Here is an 18,877-nt window from a genome sequence, read left to right on the forward strand (position 1 = left end):
ATGTTCCGACGCACGAAGATCGCCACCATCGACGGCGAGTTGACGCACGACAAGTTGCGGGGCTGGTTGGTCACCGAACTGGCACGCCGCGTCAAATGCCCGGAGTCCGAGGTCGACACGGCCAAATCGTTCGAGGCCTACGGGCTCGACTCGCGCACCGCCGTGCAGGTGTCCGGGGCGCTGGAAAAGGTCGTCGAACGGCGGTTGTCGCCAGCGATTCTGTTCGATCATCCGACGATCGACGATCTCGCCGCCTATCTGTCCCAGGAACTTCGGCTGCACAGCTAGTCATGTCATGACGTCACCCGCCCCACCGATCGAACCTGATGCGAGGTTCATCGCATTCCTCGAGAAGAGCCAGGCCATCGAGGGACGCAGGCTAGCCGCGGCCATTCCGCGGGAGTACATGCAGCCGTCGGTCGCACGCGGATTCGCCGGGTTGGCAGTAAGTTTGGTGATCTACGCCGGCGCCATCGCCACGATCGCCGTGCTCGATCGATGGTATTTCACCGTCCCACTGGTCGTGGTCGCCGGTCTGGGTGGATGGGGTTTGCACTGTGTCGGCCACGACTGCGGACACGGATCGTTCTCGCGAAATCGCCGGCTGAACTTCGTGATCGGACACCTGGCGCTGTTGCCGCTGCTGTATCCGTTCCACGCCTGGCGGCATGTGCACAACTGGCACCACTCACACACCAACAGTCTGGAGCTCGATGTCGACTGGCGCCCGATATCCGAGGCCGTCTACCGCCGGATGCCGCTGAGGGAGCGCATCCTCTACGTCAGCCTGCGCAGCTGGGCGGTGTGGGCGGGATCGATCAACTACTGGGCGTCCTCGGCATTTTCGCCCTCGTACTTCCCGAAGCGGGAGCAACGACGCGACGTGCGCCGGTCGATCGCGTTCGTCGCCGTCGTCGGCGGCGCTTATCTCGCAACCCTCGGCTACTTCACCGGGTGGCAGGGTCTGCTGCTGTACTTCGTTGCGCCGTGGTTTGCGATCCACACGTGGTTCAGCATCACCACGTTGATGCACCACAGCTGCGAGGACATTCCGTACCTCAGCGAGAAGTACTGGACACGCAACGCCAGCCGGTTACTGGTCACCACCGACTATGTCTACCCGCGTTGGCTGTTGTATCTCACTCACAACATCTCGCTGCACACGGCGCATCACGTCGCCACCGCGATACCGTTCTACCACCTGCGCAAGGCGCAGGCCGCACTGACGCAGGCCTATCCGGGCATGGTGCGCGTCGAGAAGGCGAATCTGCCGAAGCTGTGGAACATTCTGCGCAAGTGCCGGTTCTACGACCCCATCTCCGGACTCTATTCGACGCATCGCCTGCAGCGCGCGGACAAAGCGAGTCGGGTGTGAACGCGATGGCGCTTGTCGCGCCGGCTCTGGCGCGGGCACATCGAGTGTTGCCGCGAGCCGCGGGATACGTGCACACCGCGATGTTCGTCAACACGCGCGGCCTCGGCAGCGCGCCGAACGACCTGTGTCCGCTCGGTGCTGAGCGGGTGGCGGTGGCCGGTGTGCCGAGAGTGGCGGCGGTATACCGCTGGGGCGGAGGAGATCCCACTGTCTTGGCGCTGCACGGATGGGGTACGGAGAGCACCACCATGACACCGGTGGCCGACGCCGCGGTGGCCGCCGGGGCAACTGTGATCAGTTTCGATGCGCCGGGACATGGTGCGTCGCCGGGGTCGCAGGCGACGATCACCGAATATGCCCGAGCCGTACGTGAAGTGCTGCAGCACTTTTCGAGCATCCACACCGTCGTGGCGCATTCGCTGGCGGCCATCGCCGCCGTCGGCGCGGTGGCGGAGAGTTGTGCCAGCAATGTGCGCAGCATGCTGCTGCTCGCACCGGCATGCTCGCTGGCGCGTGTGCTGGACCGCTGGGTCGCGGACCGGGGACTTCCTGCAGGCGTGGGGCAACTGATCGAACGTGAACTGGCGCGCCGTGACGGAATCGCCGTATCACACTGGGACATCAGGACACTCGCACTGCCCGCCGCGGTTGATGTGACGATCATTCACGACCCTGGCGACAGGTCGGTGCCGCTGGCTGACTCTCATCTGATTGCCGCGGCGGTCCCTGCCCACATCCAGCACGTGGCGGCAGGCACCGGCCACCACGCGATAGTGGGCAGCGACGAAATGCGGACCGCATTGGCGGCCACTCTGCACTGTGAACCGAGCCGAACAGGAAGGTACCGCGATGTTGGTGAGTGAGGCCTCCCTTTCTGCCGTGTTGCGTGAGCGCGCGAGTCTGCAGCCATCAGACACCGCGTTCACGTTTATGGACTACGCCGCCGACCCGGCAGGTCGCGCCGAAAGCCTGACCTGGTCACAGGTCTATCGTCGCGCACTGAATGTGGCAGAAGAGTTGCGACGGTGCGCCACTGCCGGTGATCGGGCGGTCGTGCTGGCGCCGCAGGGCCTTGACTACGTCGCCGCATTTCTCGGCGTGCTGCACGCAGGGCTCATCGCGGTGCCGTTGTCGATTCCCTTCGGTCCCGACGACGAGCATGTGAGTGCGGTGATGCGCGATTCGTCGCCCGCGGTCATCCTGACCACGTCGGCAATTACCGCTGACATCATCGGCTACGCCGAACCGCAGCCCGGCCATCCGGCACCGCACGTCATCGAAATCGACGTGCTAAACCTGGATTCGGCGAAACAGGGGGACAGCCACACGGATGTGGGGTCGGGCTGCGCCTATCTGCAGTACACCTCCGGTTCGACGCGTGAACCTGCCGGGGTGGTGGTGTCACACCGGAACTTGGTGGCCAATTTCGAGCAGGTGATGTCCGACTACTTCGCCGACCACGGACGCATCGCGCCGCCCGACACCACCGTCGTGTCGTGGGTGCCCCTTTCGCACAACATGGGATTGTTCATCGGTGTGTGCGCGCCGATTCTGGCCGGACTGCACACGGTGTTGATGAGCCCGTTGGCGTTCATCCAACGGCCCGCCCGATGGATGCAGCAATTGGCCGGTCACACTCGAACATTTTCGCCGGCACCCAATTTCGCCCTCGAACTAGCGGCGCAGATGACCACCGACGAGGATATGGCCGGACTTGACCTCGGCAACGTGATGCACCTGATCTGTGGTGGAGAGCGGGTGCACGCCACGACCCTCAGCCACTTCACCGATCGATTCGCCCGCTTCGGCTTCCGGGATACGGCAATCCGTCCCTCGTACGGCCTTGCCGAGGCCACGGTGTACGTCGCGACCCGAACTCCGGGTGATCCACCGGAGGTCGTCCGGTTCGAGCCCGAGAAGCTTTCGGCTGGCCGTGCCGAGCGTAGTCGCAGCGCGGGTGGCACACCGCTGGTGAGTTACGGCCCGCCGCGCGCCACCACGGTGCGAATTGTGGACCCCGACAGCAAGACCGAATGCCCGCCGGAAACGATCGGGGAGGTGTGGGTGCACGGCGACAACGTCGCCATGGGCTATTGGAACAAGCCGGAGGAAACCGAGCGCACATTCGGCGCGCACCTCGTTTCGCCGTCGCCGGGTACGCCGCACGGCCCGTGGCTGCGCACCGGAGACCTCGGCGCGCTCTCCGACGGCGAACTGTTCATCATCGGCCGGATCAAAGACGTCTTGATCGTGTACGGGCGCAACCACTATCCCGACGACATCGAGGCAACGATCCAGGCCGTCACCGGGGGTCGGGCGGCCGCCATCGCGGTTCCCGGCGAGCGCACCGAAAAGCTGGTCACCATCGTCGAACTCGACAACGCCCCCGAACCTCGCACCGTCAAGGACGCGATCACGTCGGCGGTGTCGACGTCGCACGGTCTGCGCGTCGCCGACATCGTGCTGGTGTCGCCGGGTTCGATTCCCCTGACCAGAAGCGGCAAGGTGCGACGATCAGCGTGCGTCGAACGCTACCGGCGCAACGAGTTCACGCGCATCGACGGGCTCTAGGCAGCGACCAAGACCACCGCCAGCACAACGGAACCCGCGAGCGCGGCGCCGTAACACAGCGGCGCGATCACCCGGTCGAACCGGCCCACCTGCAGTCCGTGTTCGACGGTGAACCGGAACCGGTGCGCCCAATGGAACAGCGCGAGCGCAAACACCCCGAAGAGAACGAGTTTGGTCAGCGGGTGCAGCAGCACCGCCTCCAGGTGCGCGAAGTCGGCGTCGAGCCAGCCGAGCGGAAACGCCACCCCGAACAACAGCATCAAAATGGGGAGCACCAGCGCGGCCGCCATGCCGCCACCGCTGAACAGCAGCCACAGGAACGGCTCGGCGGTTCGACGGGGGGCGCTCATGCCAGCACCACCCATGCGATGACCGCCGAGACGACGATCCACGCGGCGTAATGCCCTGTGAGAACGGCGCCGGGCGGCACCCGCCGCCCCGCCACGTGGACGGCCATCGCCCGCGTGAGGCTCGCGAATACTCGGAATTCGACGTTTCCACACGACAGTTCTGGAGTCAGCCGTTCAACGTGCGCGACGAAACGTTCGCGAAGCTGCGCGCGGCCGACGGGCTGACCTGGCATCGGCCGCTGCCGTCGCTGTTCGACGCGACCGAGCCCGGTTTCTGGGCGCTGACCCGGCGCGCCGACATCGTGCACGTCAGCCAGCACCCGGACCTGTTCACTTCCGCACAGGGGGTGGCGCTTGACCCGATGCCGGTCGAAGTGCAGCGGATCGCGACGTTCTTCTTGACGATGGACCCACCCGAGCACAGCCGCTACCGACGGCTGATCAGTTCGGCCTTCACCCCACGCAACGTGCGGCGCATCGAGGACCAGATCCACCGCAACGCGGTCAGCATCGTCGACGACCTCGTCGGCGCGGGGGATATCGACTTCGTGGCGGCGTGTTCGGCGCGGCTGCCGATGCTGACAATCGCCGAAATGCTCGGTGTTGCATCGTCGGAGCGCGAGGCCGTGGCACAAGCGGCCGAAAAGTTGTTCAGCGCAAGCGATGACGAGTACAGCTCGTTTGAACAACGCGCCGAAAACACCGTGCACGAGATGCTGTACCTAAGCAACTGCGGTATCGAGTTGGCCAAATTCCGCCGTCGCCATCCCGCCGACGACCTGATGACCAGTATCGTCAACGCCGAAGTCGACGGGCACCGGTTGACCGACGAGGAAGTCGGGGCGTTCATGGTGTTGCTCGCATCGGCCGGTAACGACACCACCAAGCAGACCACCTCGCACGCCATGCTGGCGTTGGCGCACAATCCGGTTCAGCGCGACTGGCTGATGGAGGACTTCGAGGGCCGGATCGGCCAAGCCGTCGAGGAATTCGTCCGCTGGGCCTCACCGGTGCTGCAGTTCGCCCGGGTCGCGACGACCGACACCGAGATCGCCGGCCAGCCCATCACGGCCGGCGACAAGCTCGGGCTGTTCTACTGCTCGGCCAACCGCGACGACAGCGTCTTCGTCGATCCACACACCTTCGACCTGACGCGTTCACCCAACCCGCATCTGGGCTTCGGCGGTGGCGGCCCACACTTCTGCCTGGGCAATCAATTGGCCAAGGCGGAGTTGCGCAGCTTGTTCCGCGAGCTGCTGACTCGATTGCGTCGCATCGAATTCGGCGAGCCGGATTACCTGTTGAGCAATTTTGTCCACGGCATCAAGCGTCTCCCGGCGTTCGTCCGGTAGAAGATCGGAGGCACGACGATGCGGGTCGAGGTCGACATCACCAAATGCACGGGCCACGGCATCTGCGAATCGATCGCCGAGGATGTTTTCGAAGTCCAAGACGACGGCACCGTGACGATCCATGGCAATGACCGCCCGGAATCCGACCGAGATCGTATGCAACAAGCGGTGACTCAATGTCCCGCTGCCGCTCTGCGGCTGGTGGATTAAGAGTCGGCCAGGGCGCCTTCGGTGGCCAGTGCCTTGGCCCACCGGTAGTCGGCCTTACCGGCCGGCGACCGGACGATCTTCGGCGTACGGATGAACGCCTTGGGGATCTTGTAGCGGGCGATGGACCGCTGACACACCTCGACCAGCTCCTCGTCGGTGGCCGAAAGGCCTTCGGCCAGTTGAACGATCGCAACGACCTCGCTGCCCCAGCGTTCCGACGGCCGACCGACCACAACGACGTCGTACACACTCGGATGCGCCGCGATGGCCCGCTCGACCTCCTCGACAAAGATCTTCTCACCGCCGGAGTTGATCGTGACCGAGTCGCGGCCCAGCAGCTGGATTCGGCCGTCCGCCAACACATTCGCACGGTCACCCGGCACCGACCACCGCACGCCGTCGACGGTCGGGAAGGTGCGGGCCGTCTTCGTCTCGTCGCCGAGATACCCCAGCGGGATGAGATCCCTGCGGGCCAGCCAGCCACCGCCCTCGCCGGGGCGCAGCACGCGGCTGAAGTCCTCGGCGATCACCGCGGTGTCGGGTTGCGGATTGAACGTCGCCGCTTGCACGTCCGCACCGGCCGTGGCGAACGTGCTCATCTGGGCGCCCGACTCCGAGGCGCCCACGGCGTCGAGCAGCATGATGTGCGGCAGTGCGGCCAGGATGCGTTCCCGCACCGTCGGCGACAACGGCGCACCGCCGTTGGTAATGGTGACGACGCTGGACAAGTCGTAGTCACCCGCCTCGATCTCGTCGATGAGCGGGCGGGCGATCGCATCGCCCACCACCGGGATGCTCAGCACCTTCTCCCGTTCGACGAGGCGCAGCACGGCGTCGGGCCGCAGCCGCTCGACGTCGTCGGGGATGGCCAGCCAGCCGCCCATCGTGATGGCGTTGTAGGCCGCCCACTGCGCGGCGCCGTGCATCAGCGGCGGGATCATCAGGATCGACATCGCCCCGGCGGACGCGCGGGCGCGTTGAGCCAGTTCCTCGTAGGACTGCAGGAATTGGTCGCTGCCGAACGGCCGTCCGCCCATGGAGGACAGGAAGATGTCGTGCTGGCGCCACAGCACGCCCTTCGGCATGCCCGTGGTGCCACCCGTGTAGAGGATGTAGAGGTCGTCGCCCGACGGTGTCGGCATGCCCGCGGCGGGTGCCGGCGTCGTTATGACCGACTCGTAGTCCACCGCGCCCGGAAGCAGGGCGTTGCCGGAGTCGTCGGCGACCTGGATGAGCACCTGCAGGTGCGGCAACCGGTCGCGGATCGCAGCGACGCGCGGTGCGAACTCGGCGTTGTACGCCAGCGCGCGGGCCTTCGAGTCGGTCAGCAGATAGAGCAGTTCCTCTTCGACATAGCGGTAGCTCACATTGAACGGTGCCACCCGCGCGCGGTAGCTGCCGATCATGGCCTCGAGGTACTCGTTGCCGTTGCGCAGGTAGATGCCGAGGTGGTCCTGCCCCGACTCGTGTTCGGCCAGCGCGTGACGTTCGGTGTGGCAGCCAAGTCCGACCGAGGCGAGGTAGTGCGCGAAACCGTCCACCCGGGCGTCGACGTCGGCGTAACTGAGCCGCCGATCGCGCCACACCACAAACGTCTGGTCGCCAATCGCCTTGGCCACGGTGGCGAAGACCGTCGACAAGTTGAAGTTCACGTCACCGACCATACATCCATGGGCGAGATGTATGGTCAACCGGTCACACGGTCACACCGGGAAGAAGCCGTCTCCGGTGAACACGCCCGGCTGCCAGCCCCGCGCGCCGAGGCACAGCATCGGGCGACCGTCGTGGGACTGCGCCGCCGCCTGCGGCGACGGGCACGGCGCGCCGATCTCCTGCACGCCGTGCAGTGGATAGGACGCAACCCAGAAACCGGTGTAGACCGGTGGCCACTGGTTGGGAATCCACCGACACTGCAGCGGCTCACCGCCCCGACCGCGGCCGAAGACGTTGCGCTCCCAGCTGTAGCACGGCGCACCAAGGCGGGCCTCATAATTTATGCCGGGCACATCGGTGGGGTAGCGCCCGGGATCGTCGTGGTAGTCGTTGGAGGGGTCGGCCGCTGCCGCGGGCGCCAATCCGATCGCGGCCGACGCGATTGCCGCTGCGACGAAAAGTTCGCGAATCATGTCCCACCCTCGTCTCGTCCGACCCGGCTCACCTGCCTGGTTTGCCCCGCGCCAAAGCCTAACGGGCCGAGGTGGGCATCCGAACGATTTTCGGCTACTGCTCCTCGGCGCCGTCGGCGTCGCCGGTGTCGGCGTCGAGCACGCTCACCGCGATGCCGTACGGCAAGAACCGCACTTTGCGTGCGGGATCGGTGTTGGTCTTGTTCGCCCTCAGCGCGTCGAGCTCAGTCGGGTACACCTGCTCGATGTGCGCACCGCCGTCGGCGTCCACCGTGTAGATGGCCCAGACCCCGTCCCCGGTTTCGCCGGTGGTTTCGGGGCGGGTGCGCCCGCGCGAATACCTGCCGAACTCGTCGACCAGCGACGCCCAACCTGCCCGTTCGCCTGACGTGGTGAAGAACCTGGCAATGCCGTCGAGCGCCTCGCGCAGTCCCTCGCCCGCCTCGCGGGCAACTCGGTCGAACTCCTCGGGGTCGAATCCGAATGGTCCGTTGTTGGCCATTGCCGTCCTCCTTGTGGCGCAAACCGCGAGACTCGCGGTAGTAACCATTGTGCCTGTCGCCGGCGAACTGGGGGATGGACGACCAGATGGCTTTCACACGTGCCGACGCGCTGGCCGCCGCCGAGCGGTCGGTCGAGGCGGCCGGCGCCCATGAGCGCAGCCCGTGGCTGGCGCTGTTCACCCCGCACGGCCGCGTCGAAGACCCGGTCGGATCGCGCCCGCATCGCGGGCGAGCCCAGATCGGGCGCTTCTACGACACGTTCATCGGCCCGCGCGACATCAGAGCGCACCCCGACGTCGACGTCGTCGTCGGCACCACGGTGATCCGCGACCTCGAGCTCGAAGTCAGGATGGGATCGGGTCTGGCCCTGCGCATCCCCGCATACCTGCGCTACGACCTGCGCGAGCACGGGGGCGAGCTGAAAATCGCTGCGCTGTTGGCCTTTTGGGAACTTCCTTCGATGGTTCTGCAGTTTCTCCGTGGCGGTCCCCGGGCGGTGCCCGCCGGTCTCCAGTTGAGTGTCGGGCTGCTCCGCAACCAGGGCCTGGCGGGCACCTTGGGGTTTCTGAGCGGGCTGCGCGGGGCGGGCGCGTCGGGGCGGCGGCAGTTCGCGAAGTTCTTGGACCAGGCATGCGCTGGAGACGAACTCACGGTTCGGCGGCGACTGGCCCGCAAAGCGCGCATCACCAGGGGTGACGACGATGCGCTCACGGCGGCCGAGCTGCTCAACCGGATGGCTGGGGCGCGATGGTACAAGCTGATCTGCTCCGGGCACACCATGGTCGCCTCGGTCGAGCGTTCCGGCGAGTACGCCGTGCTGTTCGCCGATGTGGGTTCGAACCCGTTCACCGTCAAGCGGATTCGCTACTTCTCCGAGCTCGATTGACAACCCCGTACTTAACGGCTGATTCGACGAATCGGGCATGTTGCTCTTTGCGACGGCCCCGGCGTGAGACGGTATAGGCGCTATGGAACCCCACGACTACATCACCTACGAAGAATTCGGCCGCAGGTTCTTCGAGATCGCGGTGACCGAAGAGCGCGTCGGAGGCGCCATCGCCGCGATCGCCGGCGACGAGTTCGAAATGGGTCCGATGGGTCAGGGTCCCGGCAAGATCGCCAAGGTCACCGCCAAGGTACGCGTCCAGGAACCACGGCTGAGCCGCACGCTCGGCGAGCAGATCACCTTTGACATCCGGATCCCGCTGGAGATCGACATGGTGGTGGACCTGCGGATCGACCGCCCGCGATTCATCGTGTTCGGCGAGATCGCTTTACGCGCCACGGCACGGGCGGCTGAACCGTTGCTGTTGATCCTCGACGTCGAGAAACCCCGGCCGGCCGACATCGCCATCCACGTGACGTCGAAGTCGCTGCGGGCCGAGGTGCTGCGCATCGTCGCCGGCGTCGACGCCGAGATCAGGCGATTCATCGCGGCCCACGTCGCCGGCGAGATCGACAGCCCGGGGTCGCAGAAGGCCAAGATCATCGACGTGGCCGACAGCATCGACGCCGCCTGGACCGGTATCTGACGGGGATCTGAAGCGCTACTTCTCCAGCGTGAACTGGTTGACGTCGATATAACCCACGCGGAACATCTCGGCGCAACCGGTGAGGTATTTCATGTAGCGCTCGTAGACCTCTTCGGACTGGATCTTGATGGCCTCGTCCTTGTGGGCCTCAAGCGCCGCCGCCCAGATGTCGAGCGTTTTGGCGTAGTGCGGCTGCAGCGACTGCACCCGCGTCACCCGGAAACCGCCCGCCGTGGCGTGCTCTTCGACCATCGGGATCGACGGCAGCCGTCCGCCCGGGAAGATCTCGGTCACAATGAACTTGACGAAGCGGGCGAACGTGAACGACAGCGGCAGGCCCTTCTCGATCATCTCCGTCGGGTGCAGCCCAGTGATGGTGTGCAGCAACATGATTCCGTCTTCGGGCAGCACGTCGTGTGCCATCTTGAAGAAGTCGTCGTAGCGTTCGTGGCCGAAGTGTTCGAAGGCGCCGATGGACACGATGCGGTCGACGGGCTCGTCGAACTGCTCCCAGCCAGACAGAAGCACGCGCTTGGTGCGCGGGCTGTCCATCTCGTCGAACATCTTCTGCACGTGGGCGGCCTGGTTCTTCGACAGCGTCAGACCGACGACGTTGACGTCATACTTCTCGATGGCGCGGCGCATGGTGGCGCCCCAGCCGCAGCCCACGTCGAGCAACGTCATGCCGGGCTGCAGCCCCAGCTTGCCCAGCGCCAGGTCGATCTTGGCGATTTGCGCCTCTTCCAGCGTCATGTCGTCGCGTTCGAAGTACGCGCAGCTGTAGGTCTGGGTCGGGTCCAGGAACAACCGGAAGAAGTCGTCGGACAGGTCGTAGTGCGCCTGCACATCTTCGAAGTGCGGCTTGAGGCTGTCCTGGTCCTTCGGGGGATTGGCCATCGTGACAGCGTACGATTCTGCGGTGCACCGCAGATACTCAATGCCGCTGGCGCTCGCCGGCGCCCTGGCCACATCCGCTGTCATGCTGGCCGCCCCAGCTCAGGCCGAACCCGCCGAGGACGCCTTCCTGGCGGCGCTGACCGAAGCCGGAATCGGCGCCGCGGACCCGGCGCAGGCGGTGGCACTGGGTCAGTCGGTCTGCCCGATGCTGGCCGAGCCGGGCCAGACCGCGGCCGATGTGGCTGCGAAGGTGGCCGAGACCGGTGGCATGCCACTCGGCGTGGGCACGATGTTCACCGGCCTGGCGATCTCCATGTTCTGCCCGGCAATGGTGTCGTCGATCGGGTCGGGGGCGTCACCGATTCCCCTGTCAATTCTGGGTTTCTGAGTAACGCGAGCTGCGGCCGCCGGGGCTGGCGGCCCTCGCTGCTGGAGCGGCCGCGGATGTGTCGCCAGAGCCATGGCATCAGCATGTTGCGGGTCCACAACAGTTGCGAGTAGGCCCGCGAGCGGGGCGATGACGGGTCGACGCCCGCCGTTGCATGTGCCCAGTCATGACTGCTGCCCGGCAACGCCAGCGCCTCGGCCGCCGCGGCGGCGAAAAGGATGTGTCCATTGGTAGATCCGTGCACCCGGTCGGCGCTCCAGGTGTCGGGCTCCGACATCGACGGCGCGATGTAGAGGTCGACGAGGCGAAAGCCGTGCCGGTCGGTCGCGGACCGGATCGCGTCGTTGATTTTGCGCACCCGCCCGGCGAGCAGCCGCCCGACCGGCAAGATACGGGTGATGTCGGGAAAGGTGGTCGTCACGACGGTCGCCCCGGATGCCGCGAGTTTCGCGTAGAGGTCGTCGAGATCGGCCAGGGCACGGTCGAAATGCCGTCCTGGCCGCGTCACGTCGTTCATGCCCACGCACACGGTGACCAGATCCGGCTGCATCGCCAGCGCCACCGGCAACTGCTCGTCGAGGACGTGGCGCACCCGTCGACCGCGCACGGCGAGATTCGCGTACCTCAGACCTGGGCAGAGTGACTCCAGCATCGCGGCCAGCCGGTCGGCGAAACCGACGAGGGCGCCCGTTTCGTCGACGTCCCACAGGCCCTCGGTCTGGCTGTCACCGATCGCGACATACCGGGAGTATCGCGCCACGGACGCGACTTTAGGGTGTGGTGACGGACTCGGCTACCGCAGTTCGGTTCGCGTTGCTGCCGACTGCCCCGGCGAAGCCAAATACGTTATGGTGATTCGTGCCAGACGCAGTCGGGGGACATGAAGGGGACACGATGGCACGCGTGAGCGACGACATGCTCCGCGAAGTTGGCAGCGAACTTGCACAGTTCAAACAAGCGTCAGGCCACCACAGCGTCTATGCGGCGGCGCACCTCGCCGGGGCGGTCGAAGCACTGCTCGAAGAGGCCGACTGGGACGAGTAGCCGTCGTTCTAAGGTTGCGGCAGTGCGCATCTCGTGATGAGAGGATGCTCGGTATGCCGAAGCTGAGCGCCGGGCTGCTGTTGTACCGGATCACCGACGGCATCGTCGAAGTGCTGATCGGGCATCCCGGCGGACCGTTCTGGGCGCGTAAGGACGAAGGTGCGTGGTCGATCCCGAAGGGCGAGTACACCGAGGGTGAGGATCCATGGGCGGTGGCCCTGCGCGAGTTCGCCGAGGAACTCGGCAAGACTGCGCCGCAGGGACCGCGCATCGACTTCGAACCGTTGCGGCAGCCCAGCGGCAAGATCATCACCGCGTTCGCGGTGCGGGGCGACCTGGATTTGGACGGCACGGTCAGCAACACCTTCACGATGGAGTGGCCGAAGGGCTCCAAAAACGTCAGGGAGTATCCCGAAATCGACCGCGTGGGTTGGTTTTCCGTCGATGAGGCGCGGTCGAAGCTGCTGAAGGGTCAGCGTCCGTTGCTCGATCGGTTGATGGATGCGCTCGAAGGCGGCGAACCGGCCGCGTCTCGATCGCATTGATGGTCAACGCCCGGCCGTGAATGCGCCATCCCGTCGGAGTGAGCAGGTATTCGTCGTCGTAGCGAAGGTGCCAGATCAGATCGGTCGCCTCGTCGTCGACGACGCTCCAGTGATGTGCGATGGCGGTGATGCGGCCCAGCGCGTAATTCGCGTCAGGTCCCTCGGCGTAAACCTCGCCGACGATCGCGTGCTCGGTGCGGGCGATCGTGGCCAGTTGCGCCATCGCCGCACGGACACCGTCGTGGCCGTGGTGGTGGCGCACCGGCTCGAGATGTCTCGGCGGGTCGGGCAACCGTAATTCGGCTGTGTCGGTGAATAATTGGGCGACATCGTCGAATCTGCGGTCGTCGACGGCGGCGGCGTACAGGTGGACGAGATCGGTCAGTGCCAGCCGGTCCGCGACGCTGAGCTTCACGGCCGGAATAGTACAGACGCGTTGCTATGCCGAGGTTTGAAGTTATATATCCACTCGAATCCTCGGCATAGTCGCCGAACGCCGGTTTGCGACCGCGTGGTGGTGTCAATATGAGCGACATGGCAGGGTTCGGCGACGTCCTCGGGTGGGTCAGGCATCAAGTCGCGTCTCGGGTGCCCAAGGCCGATCTGGACAGTCGCGATCCGGATTACATTCGTGACCAGTTGCCGGGCACCTGGCTCCTTGCCTCGCTGTACTTTCGCGCCGACGTGCGGGGCCTCGACCGGATCCCCCCGAAGGGCGCGGTGCTGTTGGTGGGCAACCACAGTGGGGGCAACGTGCCGCCGGACACCTTCGTGTTCACGCTGGCCTTCTGCTCCTACTTCGGGGTGGAGCGGCCGTTCTACCAATTGGCCCACAACCTGGTGGTGACGGCGCCGCCGCTGGGCTTCCTGCGCAAGTTCGGCACGGTCGCCGCCAACCCGGAGAACGCGAAGATGGCGCTGGGTTCCGGTGCCGCACTGCTCGTCTATCCCGGCGGGGATTACGAGGTGTTCCGGCCTTCGTGGAAGCGTCACGAGGTCGATTTCGGCGGCCGCAAGGGCTACGTACGCCTGGCCCGTGAGGCGGGTGTGCCCATCGTGCCGGTGGCCAGCGTCGGCGGACAGGAGACGGCGTTGTTCCTCGACCGCGGGCAGTGGCTGGCCAGGCTGCTGATGGTCGACAAGTTGCTGCGGCTGAAGAGCGTGCCGATTTCGCTGGCGTTGCCGTGGGGGCTGAACATCAGCGACCTGGCCGGGCACATCCCGCTGCCCGCCAAGATCGTGGTCGAGGTGCAGGAACCCATCGACGCCAACGAGATTGGGGTCGCCGACGATGACACGATCAACGACAAGGTGCTCTCGAGTCTGCAGGCCGGCGTGGACCGGCTGGCGGCCGAGCGACGATTCCCGGTGATCGGCTGATGAGCGCTTGCGCGAAGAAGAGAGAGCCCTGATGAGCGCTTGCGCGAAGAAGAGAGAGCCCTGATGAGCGCTTGCGCGAAGAAGAGAGGGCCCTGATGAGCGCTTGCGCGAAGAGGAGAGGGCCGCGATGAGCGCTTGCGCGAAGAAGAGAGGGCCGCGATGAGCGCTTGCGCGAAGAAGAGAGAGCCGCGATGAGGGTCGAGAGGCACTGCGTCATCGACGCCGACCGCGACCGGGTGTGGAAGGTCGTCACCGACCCCGACTGCTATCCGGAGTTCATCTCGAGCCTGGAGCGCTGGGAGACCATCACCGAAGGACCGATGCGGATCGGGTCGCGCTACACCGTGCATTGGAAGATCGGCTCGGTGCCGATCGGCGGCGTCGTCGAGGTGGTCGAGTTCGACCCGTCGCGGGATCTTGCATGGATCGGGATTACCGGGGTGTCGCAGCGCGGGCGGTTCCGCCTGCGCGAGGCCGGCGACGGCCGCACCCGGCTCACCTTTCGCCTGGCTTACGAATCGGCGGGCAGCATCCTGGGGTTCATCGCCGACCGCGTGGCAGCGCGAGAGGTCGGTCGCAACATGGACAAAACGCTGACCCGCCTGCGCAATCTGGTCGAAGGCTAGGCCGGCGGCGGTGGCGCGCCCGCGCCGGGTGCGCCCTGAATCGGCACCACAGGCGTCGGTGTCACCGTGGTGACGCCGTTGGATCCGACGGTCGGGCCGCCGGCGGGACCGGACTCCGCGAGTTGATCGGCGGCCTCTTGGCTGCAGTCCAGCATCAGCAGCATCTTGCCGCTGGAGTTCACCTTCTGCTGGTCGACGAGGCACTGGGCCTGCGGCAACGCGCTACCGAAGGAGCCGCCGAAGGTGGCCTTGACGCCCTGTTGTTTGAGGATCGTGAGAGCCTTGGCATATGGCTCACCCACCACGTTGAGGACGTGGTTGTCGTTGGGTTCGGAGGCGGCGACGCCCGCGCCGAGCACGGCAACCGACGCCGCGCCGAGCGCGCCGACACCGAGCACAACAAGCTTGTTCACGTGGTCTCCATCCGTAGCTGCGGTGCGAACATATCGCAGAACCACCCACTAAGAAACCGCTGCGAGGGCCGTCAACCGTTACGCGTCCCCGAATCCGGGGGCTGGACCTGGGCTTTCATGGTCTCGGCCAAGGCGGCCGCGCGCGGGTCGACGAAGATGTCCTCGAGCAGCACGGGTTGGCCGGCCGGATCGCACAGCGGCACCCGCCAATTCGGATACTCATCGGTGGTGCCGGGCTGATTCTGGGTCCGCACGTCGCCCACCGCATCGGCCAGCGACAGCGCGAGCAGCCGCGAGGGTGTCCGGCCCAGATACCGGTAAAGCGCTGTCACGATCTCGTCGGTGTCGGCATCGGAGTCACCCAGCAACCCGGCCCGCCGTAGCTCCGCCAGCCAGGCGGCCTGCGCGGCCCGGTCATCGGCGAGTTCCTCGTCGGCCGGGCGGGTCAGCAGGCCGAGCCGCTCGCGTAACCGCACATGTTCTCCGGCCAGGTAGCCGGCCGTCGGGGGCAGGTCATGGGTGGTGACCGACGACAAACAGTATTCGCGCCAGCGGTGCGCCTCGAGCGGACCGCCGTGACCGTCGCGGTCGAGCTCGAACCACAGGATCGAGGTGCCGAACAGCCCGCGGTCGCGCAGGTAGTCCCGGACCCACGGTTCGACGGTGCCGAGGTCCTCGCCGACGACAAGCGCGCCGGCCCGATGGGCCTCGAGCGCGACAATGCCGATCATCGCCTCATGGTCGTAGCGCACATAGGTGCCCTCGGTCGGCGCTGACCCCTTGGGAATCCACCACAACCGGAACAACCCGATGATGTGGTCGATGCGCACTGCTCCCGCGTGCCGCAGCACCGCGTTGACCAACGCGCGGAACGGTTCGTAGGCCTGCGCGGTGAGCTGATCGGGTCGCCACGGCGGCTGTGACCAGTCCTGTCCGAGTTGGTTGAACTCGTCGGGCGGCGCGCCCGCCGTGACCCCGAGGGCCAGCACATCCTGCATGGCCCACGCATCGGCACCGTTGGGGTCGACGCCGACGGCGAGGTCCGCCATGAGGCCGAGGTCCATCCCGGCCTGCACGGCGCTCGCCTGCGCGCTGGTCAGTTGGTCGTCGAGTTGCCATTGCAGCCACCGGTGGAAGTCCACGGCGTCGGCGTTGGCCGCGGCGAAGTCGGCGACTGCGGAGTTGGCCGGATGCCGCAAGTCGTGGGGCCAGTCGTGCCAATCGGCGCCGTAGGTCTCGGCCAGCGCGCACCAGGTGGCGAAGTCGTCCAGCGCACGCCCTTCCCGATTGCGGTAGGCCGCATACGCCAACTCGCGGCCCGCGGATCGCTTGACACGCCAGAGCCGTTGCAGTGCAGCGCGTTTAGCCAACCATGCGGTGTCTCGATCGATGAGTTCGCTGCGGTCGGCGTGGGCCTGCACCGCGGCCTTGGCCTTGCGGAGGCGGCCGCGGCCGCGCATATCCGCGTATTCGGCTATCGCCTCAACGCGCAGATACATCGGGTTGACGAAGCGCCGCGAGGTGGGCAGGTAGGGGGAGGGCTCCATCGGCGCGACCGGCGCGGCCGCATGCAGGGGGTTGACGAGGATGAATCCCGCGCCATGTCGGGAGCCGGCCCACACGGCGAGATCGGTGAGATCGGTCAGATCGCCTGTGCCCCAAGATCGTTGCGAGCGCACGCTGTAGAGCTGCGTGGCCAGGCCCCAGGTGCGCCTACCGTCCAGCCGGGTGGGCAGCGGCACCGAGGGCGGCGTGATGATGAGCGTGGTGCCGGCATCGAACGAGCCGGCCTGGGCGTGCAGCCGGTGATAGCCCAGCGGCAGATCGTCGGGCAGTTCAAAGGTGGCTTCGCCAATCAATTGACCATCGAGATCATATGGGGGCGTGAAGTTTTCGAGTTGACGCAGACCGGTGCGCACGGTGCCGTCCTCCAGCCGGATCCAGATCCGCACCGGGTCGCCGTGGGTGACGTGCACCCAGAACGACGATGTGCTGCCCGCGCGCCCGACGATCGTCGGCGGCAGCGTATGCGACCAGTAGTCGCGGTCCTGTGCGCGTAGCGCGGCGGCGCGCTCGTCCTCCGTGGCGGCGGAGACGCCGAGCGCGGCCAACACCGCCACCAAGGTGGACTCGCCGACGGTCACGCGCCGGCCCGTCCAATCGTGGTACTCGGTGGCCACAGCGAAGCGGTGAGCGAGCTCGATCAGCGATCCGCCCGGCTCAGTCATGACGCCAATCTTGCCGTTTCTCAGCCCACATCGCGGATCAACAGGTCGTCCCAGGAGTCGCGGCGCACAACTTGGCGGGCATCTCCGTTGCGGACGAACACCACCGGCACGCGGCGGGCGCCGTTGTATTGATTGGACATTGTGTAGCAGTACGCCCCCGTGACGGGCACCGCCAAGAGATCGCCGACCGTGGGTTCGCGAAGTGGGACGCCGTCGACCAACTGATCGCCGGACTCGCAGTGCCGGCCCACCACGCTGACAAGTTCGCCGCCGCCGACCCGGTCGACGATCGTCGCCTCGAACCGTTGTCCGGTCAAGGACACCTCGAGATTATCGGCCATTCCGCCGTCGACGGCGACGTGGACCACCTGCCCCCGTTTGACCGTGGTCACCTGATACACCGTGCACGCGCTGGAGGCGACCATGCTGCGGCCGGGTTCGACGATGATGCGGCTGCCCTCCGGCAACAACGCGCGGGCCTGGGTCACCATGGCGTCGGCGTATTCGTCGGGCGTCGGCGGATGCTCGACGTAGGTGTAGCGCACGCCGAGACCGCCCCCGAGGTCGTAGGTGTCGAAGGTGCCGAGCTTGGCGATCGGCTCGACGGCCTGGGCCAGTTGCTCGACGTTGAGCAACTGGGATCCGACGTGGGTGTGCAATCCGTCGAGGCGCAGTTTGGCGCTGCCTTCGATGCGGGTGATCGCTTCGCGGGCGTCGTCGGGCGCCAAACCGAACTTCGAGCCGCTGTGGCCGGTCGCTTGGGAGGGGTGGGTGGCCGCGTCGACACCGGGGATGACGCGCACGAGGCACGGCTGCTGATGGCCGCGCGGCACGAGCCGTTCCAGCCGGTCGATGTCGTCGAAGTTGTCGACGACCACCAGCCCGACGCCGTTGGCGATGGCGAGCACGAGTTCTTCGTCCGTCTTGGCGTTGCCGTGCAGGATGAGCCGCGCGGGGTCGGCGCCGGCCTTGAGCGCGGTCAGGACCTCACCGCCGCCGGCGACGTCGATGTACAGGCCGGCCTGCACCATGACGCGTTCAACCGCGGTGCAGGGGAACGCTTTCGACGCAAACGCGACATCGCAACGCGGCCACCGGCTGCGGAATGCGGCGAGGTAGTCGTCGGCCCGCGCACGCAGGGCCTCTTCGGCGACGACGATCACCGGGGTGCCGAATTCGGCCGCCACGCGGTCGAGTCGGCATCCGCCCACGGTGAGGGTGCCGTCGTCGTCGAGGCGGGTGCCCGGCGGGAAGAGCCCGAGCAATTCGTCGGTGGAGGCCGTCATCGATTCAGCCTGCCAGATTTTGTGTCGGCCTCCCATCGGCGGGCGTGCTAG

At 66.4% G+C, this 18,877-nt stretch carries 22 protein-coding genes and 1 pseudogene; 13 read left to right on the forward strand and 10 right to left on the reverse strand.

Annotation, left to right across the window (positions count from 1 at the left end; genetic code table 11):
• Genes CWS39_RS19085 through CWS39_RS19100 form a run of 4 tightly spaced genes read left to right on the forward strand, consistent with a single transcriptional unit; the run spans position 1 to position 3,946 of the window.
• Positions 1-288: an acyl carrier protein gene (locus tag CWS39_RS19085; protein WP_102144499.1), complete on the forward strand. Its 288-nt coding sequence runs from the start codon at positions 1-3 to the stop codon at positions 286-288.
• A 7-nt stretch (positions 289-295) separates the two neighbouring features.
• A complete protein-coding gene (locus CWS39_RS19090) occupies positions 296-1,375 on the forward strand; it encodes a fatty acid desaturase (RefSeq protein WP_102144500.1) in 1,080 nt (359 codons plus the stop codon).
• 5 nt (positions 1,376-1,380) lie between these two features.
• Entirely contained in the window at positions 1,381-2,238 is an 858-nt protein-coding gene (locus CWS39_RS19095) for an alpha/beta fold hydrolase (protein WP_233213580.1), read from the forward strand.
• Positions 2,225-3,946 (forward strand): AMP-binding protein, encoded by a 1,722-nt coding sequence (locus CWS39_RS19100; protein WP_199178201.1) that lies wholly within the window; start codon positions 2,225-2,227, stop codon positions 3,944-3,946. The genes CWS39_RS19095 and CWS39_RS19100 overlap by 14 nt, the downstream gene beginning before the upstream one ends.
• Here the strand turns inward: CWS39_RS19100 and frdD are convergent.
• Complete coding sequence (gene frdD / locus CWS39_RS19105) at positions 3,943-4,296, reverse strand: fumarate reductase subunit FrdD (RefSeq protein ID WP_102144502.1); 354 nt, start codon at positions 4,294-4,296, stop codon at positions 3,943-3,945. The genes CWS39_RS19100 and frdD overlap by 4 nt on opposite strands.
• 179 nt (positions 4,297-4,475) lie before the next feature.
• Between frdD and CWS39_RS19110 the strand changes: the two genes are divergently transcribed.
• Positions 4,476-5,648 (forward strand): cytochrome P450, encoded by a 1,173-nt coding sequence (locus CWS39_RS19110; RefSeq protein ID WP_233213575.1) that lies wholly within the window; start codon positions 4,476-4,478, stop codon positions 5,646-5,648.
• Positions 5,649-5,666: 18 nt separating this feature from the next.
• Positions 5,667-5,858 (forward strand): ferredoxin, encoded by a 192-nt coding sequence (locus CWS39_RS19115; protein WP_102144504.1) that lies wholly within the window; start codon positions 5,667-5,669, stop codon positions 5,856-5,858.
• On the opposite strand, the gene CWS39_RS19120 is transcribed toward CWS39_RS19115, so the two are convergent.
• The 3 genes from CWS39_RS19120 to CWS39_RS19130 all read right to left on the reverse strand — a co-directional run bounded on the left by CWS39_RS19120 (position 5,855) and on the right by CWS39_RS19130 (position 8,486).
• A complete protein-coding gene (locus CWS39_RS19120; protein ID WP_102144505.1) occupies positions 5,855-7,522 on the reverse strand; it encodes an acyl-CoA synthetase in 1,668 nt (555 codons plus the stop codon). The genes CWS39_RS19115 and CWS39_RS19120 overlap by 4 nt on opposite strands.
• Positions 7,523-7,561: 39 nt before the next feature.
• Positions 7,562-7,984, reverse strand: coding sequence for a hypothetical protein (locus CWS39_RS19125; RefSeq protein ID WP_102144506.1), 423 nt, complete (start codon positions 7,982-7,984; stop codon positions 7,562-7,564).
• Positions 7,985-8,078: 94 nt separating this feature from the next.
• Positions 8,079-8,486 carry a hypothetical protein gene (locus CWS39_RS19130; protein WP_102144507.1) on the reverse strand — a complete coding sequence of 136 codons (408 nt, stop codon included), beginning with the start codon at positions 8,484-8,486 and terminating at the stop codon, positions 8,079-8,081.
• Positions 8,487-8,572: 86 nt separating this feature from the next.
• On the opposite strand from CWS39_RS19130, the gene CWS39_RS19135 reads away from it, so the two are divergent.
• Together CWS39_RS19135 and CWS39_RS19140 are read left to right on the forward strand one after the other, a co-directional pair.
• Positions 8,573-9,373: a nuclear transport factor 2 family protein gene (locus tag CWS39_RS19135; RefSeq protein ID WP_102144531.1), complete on the forward strand. Its 801-nt coding sequence runs from the start codon at positions 8,573-8,575 to the stop codon at positions 9,371-9,373.
• Positions 9,374-9,455: 82 nt separating this feature from the next.
• Entirely contained in the window at positions 9,456-10,019 is a 564-nt protein-coding gene (locus CWS39_RS19140) for a hypothetical protein (protein WP_102144508.1), read from the forward strand.
• Between the two features lie 15 nt (positions 10,020-10,034).
• On the opposite strand, the gene cmaA1 is transcribed toward CWS39_RS19140, so the two are convergent.
• Positions 10,035-10,916, reverse strand: a complete 882-nt coding sequence (cmaA1, locus tag CWS39_RS19145; protein WP_102144532.1) for a cyclopropane mycolic acid synthase CmaA1 — start codon at positions 10,914-10,916, stop codon at positions 10,035-10,037.
• A gap of 40 nt (positions 10,917-10,956) precedes the next feature.
• On the opposite strand from cmaA1, the gene CWS39_RS19150 reads away from it, so the two are divergent.
• Entirely contained in the window at positions 10,957-11,304 is a 348-nt protein-coding gene (locus CWS39_RS19150; RefSeq protein ID WP_102144509.1) for a DUF732 domain-containing protein, read from the forward strand.
• Here CWS39_RS19150 and CWS39_RS19155 read toward each other — a convergent pair.
• Positions 11,210-12,064 carry an SGNH/GDSL hydrolase family protein gene (locus tag CWS39_RS19155; protein WP_102144510.1) on the reverse strand — a complete coding sequence of 285 codons (855 nt, stop codon included), beginning with the start codon at positions 12,062-12,064 and terminating at the stop codon, positions 11,210-11,212. The two genes, CWS39_RS19150 and CWS39_RS19155, sit on opposite strands and share 95 nt — an antisense overlap.
• 134 nt (positions 12,065-12,198) lie before the next feature.
• Here CWS39_RS19155 and CWS39_RS29230 point away from each other — a divergent pair, with 134 nt between their 5' ends.
• On the forward strand, positions 12,199-12,348 hold the full coding sequence (locus CWS39_RS29230; protein ID WP_199178203.1) for a hypothetical protein: 150 nt from the start codon (positions 12,199-12,201) through the stop codon (positions 12,346-12,348).
• 53 nt (positions 12,349-12,401) lie between these two features.
• Complete coding sequence (locus CWS39_RS19160) at positions 12,402-12,893, forward strand: NUDIX hydrolase (RefSeq protein ID WP_102144533.1); 492 nt, start codon at positions 12,402-12,404, stop codon at positions 12,891-12,893.
• A gap of 70 nt (positions 12,894-12,963) precedes the next feature.
• On the opposite strand, the pseudogene CWS39_RS19165 reads toward CWS39_RS19160, so the two are convergent.
• Positions 12,964-13,308, reverse strand: a pseudogene (locus CWS39_RS19165) (nuclear transport factor 2 family protein); the annotation flags it as partial.
• Between the two features lie 119 nt (positions 13,309-13,427).
• On the opposite strand from CWS39_RS19165, the gene CWS39_RS19170 reads away from it, so the two are divergent.
• A complete protein-coding gene (locus CWS39_RS19170) occupies positions 13,428-14,273 on the forward strand; it encodes a lysophospholipid acyltransferase family protein (RefSeq protein ID WP_102144534.1) in 846 nt (281 codons plus the stop codon).
• Positions 14,274-14,464: 191 nt separating this feature from the next.
• Positions 14,465-14,899, forward strand: coding sequence for an SRPBCC family protein (locus tag CWS39_RS19175; RefSeq protein WP_102144511.1), 435 nt, complete (start codon positions 14,465-14,467; stop codon positions 14,897-14,899).
• On the opposite strand, the gene CWS39_RS19180 is transcribed toward CWS39_RS19175, so the two are convergent.
• The 3 genes from CWS39_RS19180 to lysA form a co-directional block, all read right to left on the reverse strand.
• Positions 14,896-15,312: a hypothetical protein gene (locus CWS39_RS19180; RefSeq protein ID WP_102144512.1), complete on the reverse strand. Its 417-nt coding sequence runs from the start codon at positions 15,310-15,312 to the stop codon at positions 14,896-14,898. The two genes, CWS39_RS19175 and CWS39_RS19180, sit on opposite strands and share 4 nt — an antisense overlap.
• 71 nt (positions 15,313-15,383) lie before the next feature.
• Positions 15,384-17,540, reverse strand: coding sequence for a 4-alpha-glucanotransferase (malQ, locus tag CWS39_RS19185; protein WP_102144513.1), 2,157 nt, complete (start codon positions 17,538-17,540; stop codon positions 15,384-15,386).
• 20 nt (positions 17,541-17,560) lie between these two features.
• Complete coding sequence (gene lysA, locus CWS39_RS19190; protein ID WP_102144535.1) at positions 17,561-18,826, reverse strand: diaminopimelate decarboxylase; 1,266 nt, start codon at positions 18,824-18,826, stop codon at positions 17,561-17,563.
• Between the last annotated feature and the right edge of the window lie 51 nt (positions 18,827-18,877).

Source organism: Mycobacterium hubeiense (assembly GCF_002838065.1).
Lineage (GTDB): Bacteria > Actinomycetota > Actinomycetes > Mycobacteriales > Mycobacteriaceae > Mycobacterium > Mycobacterium hubeiense.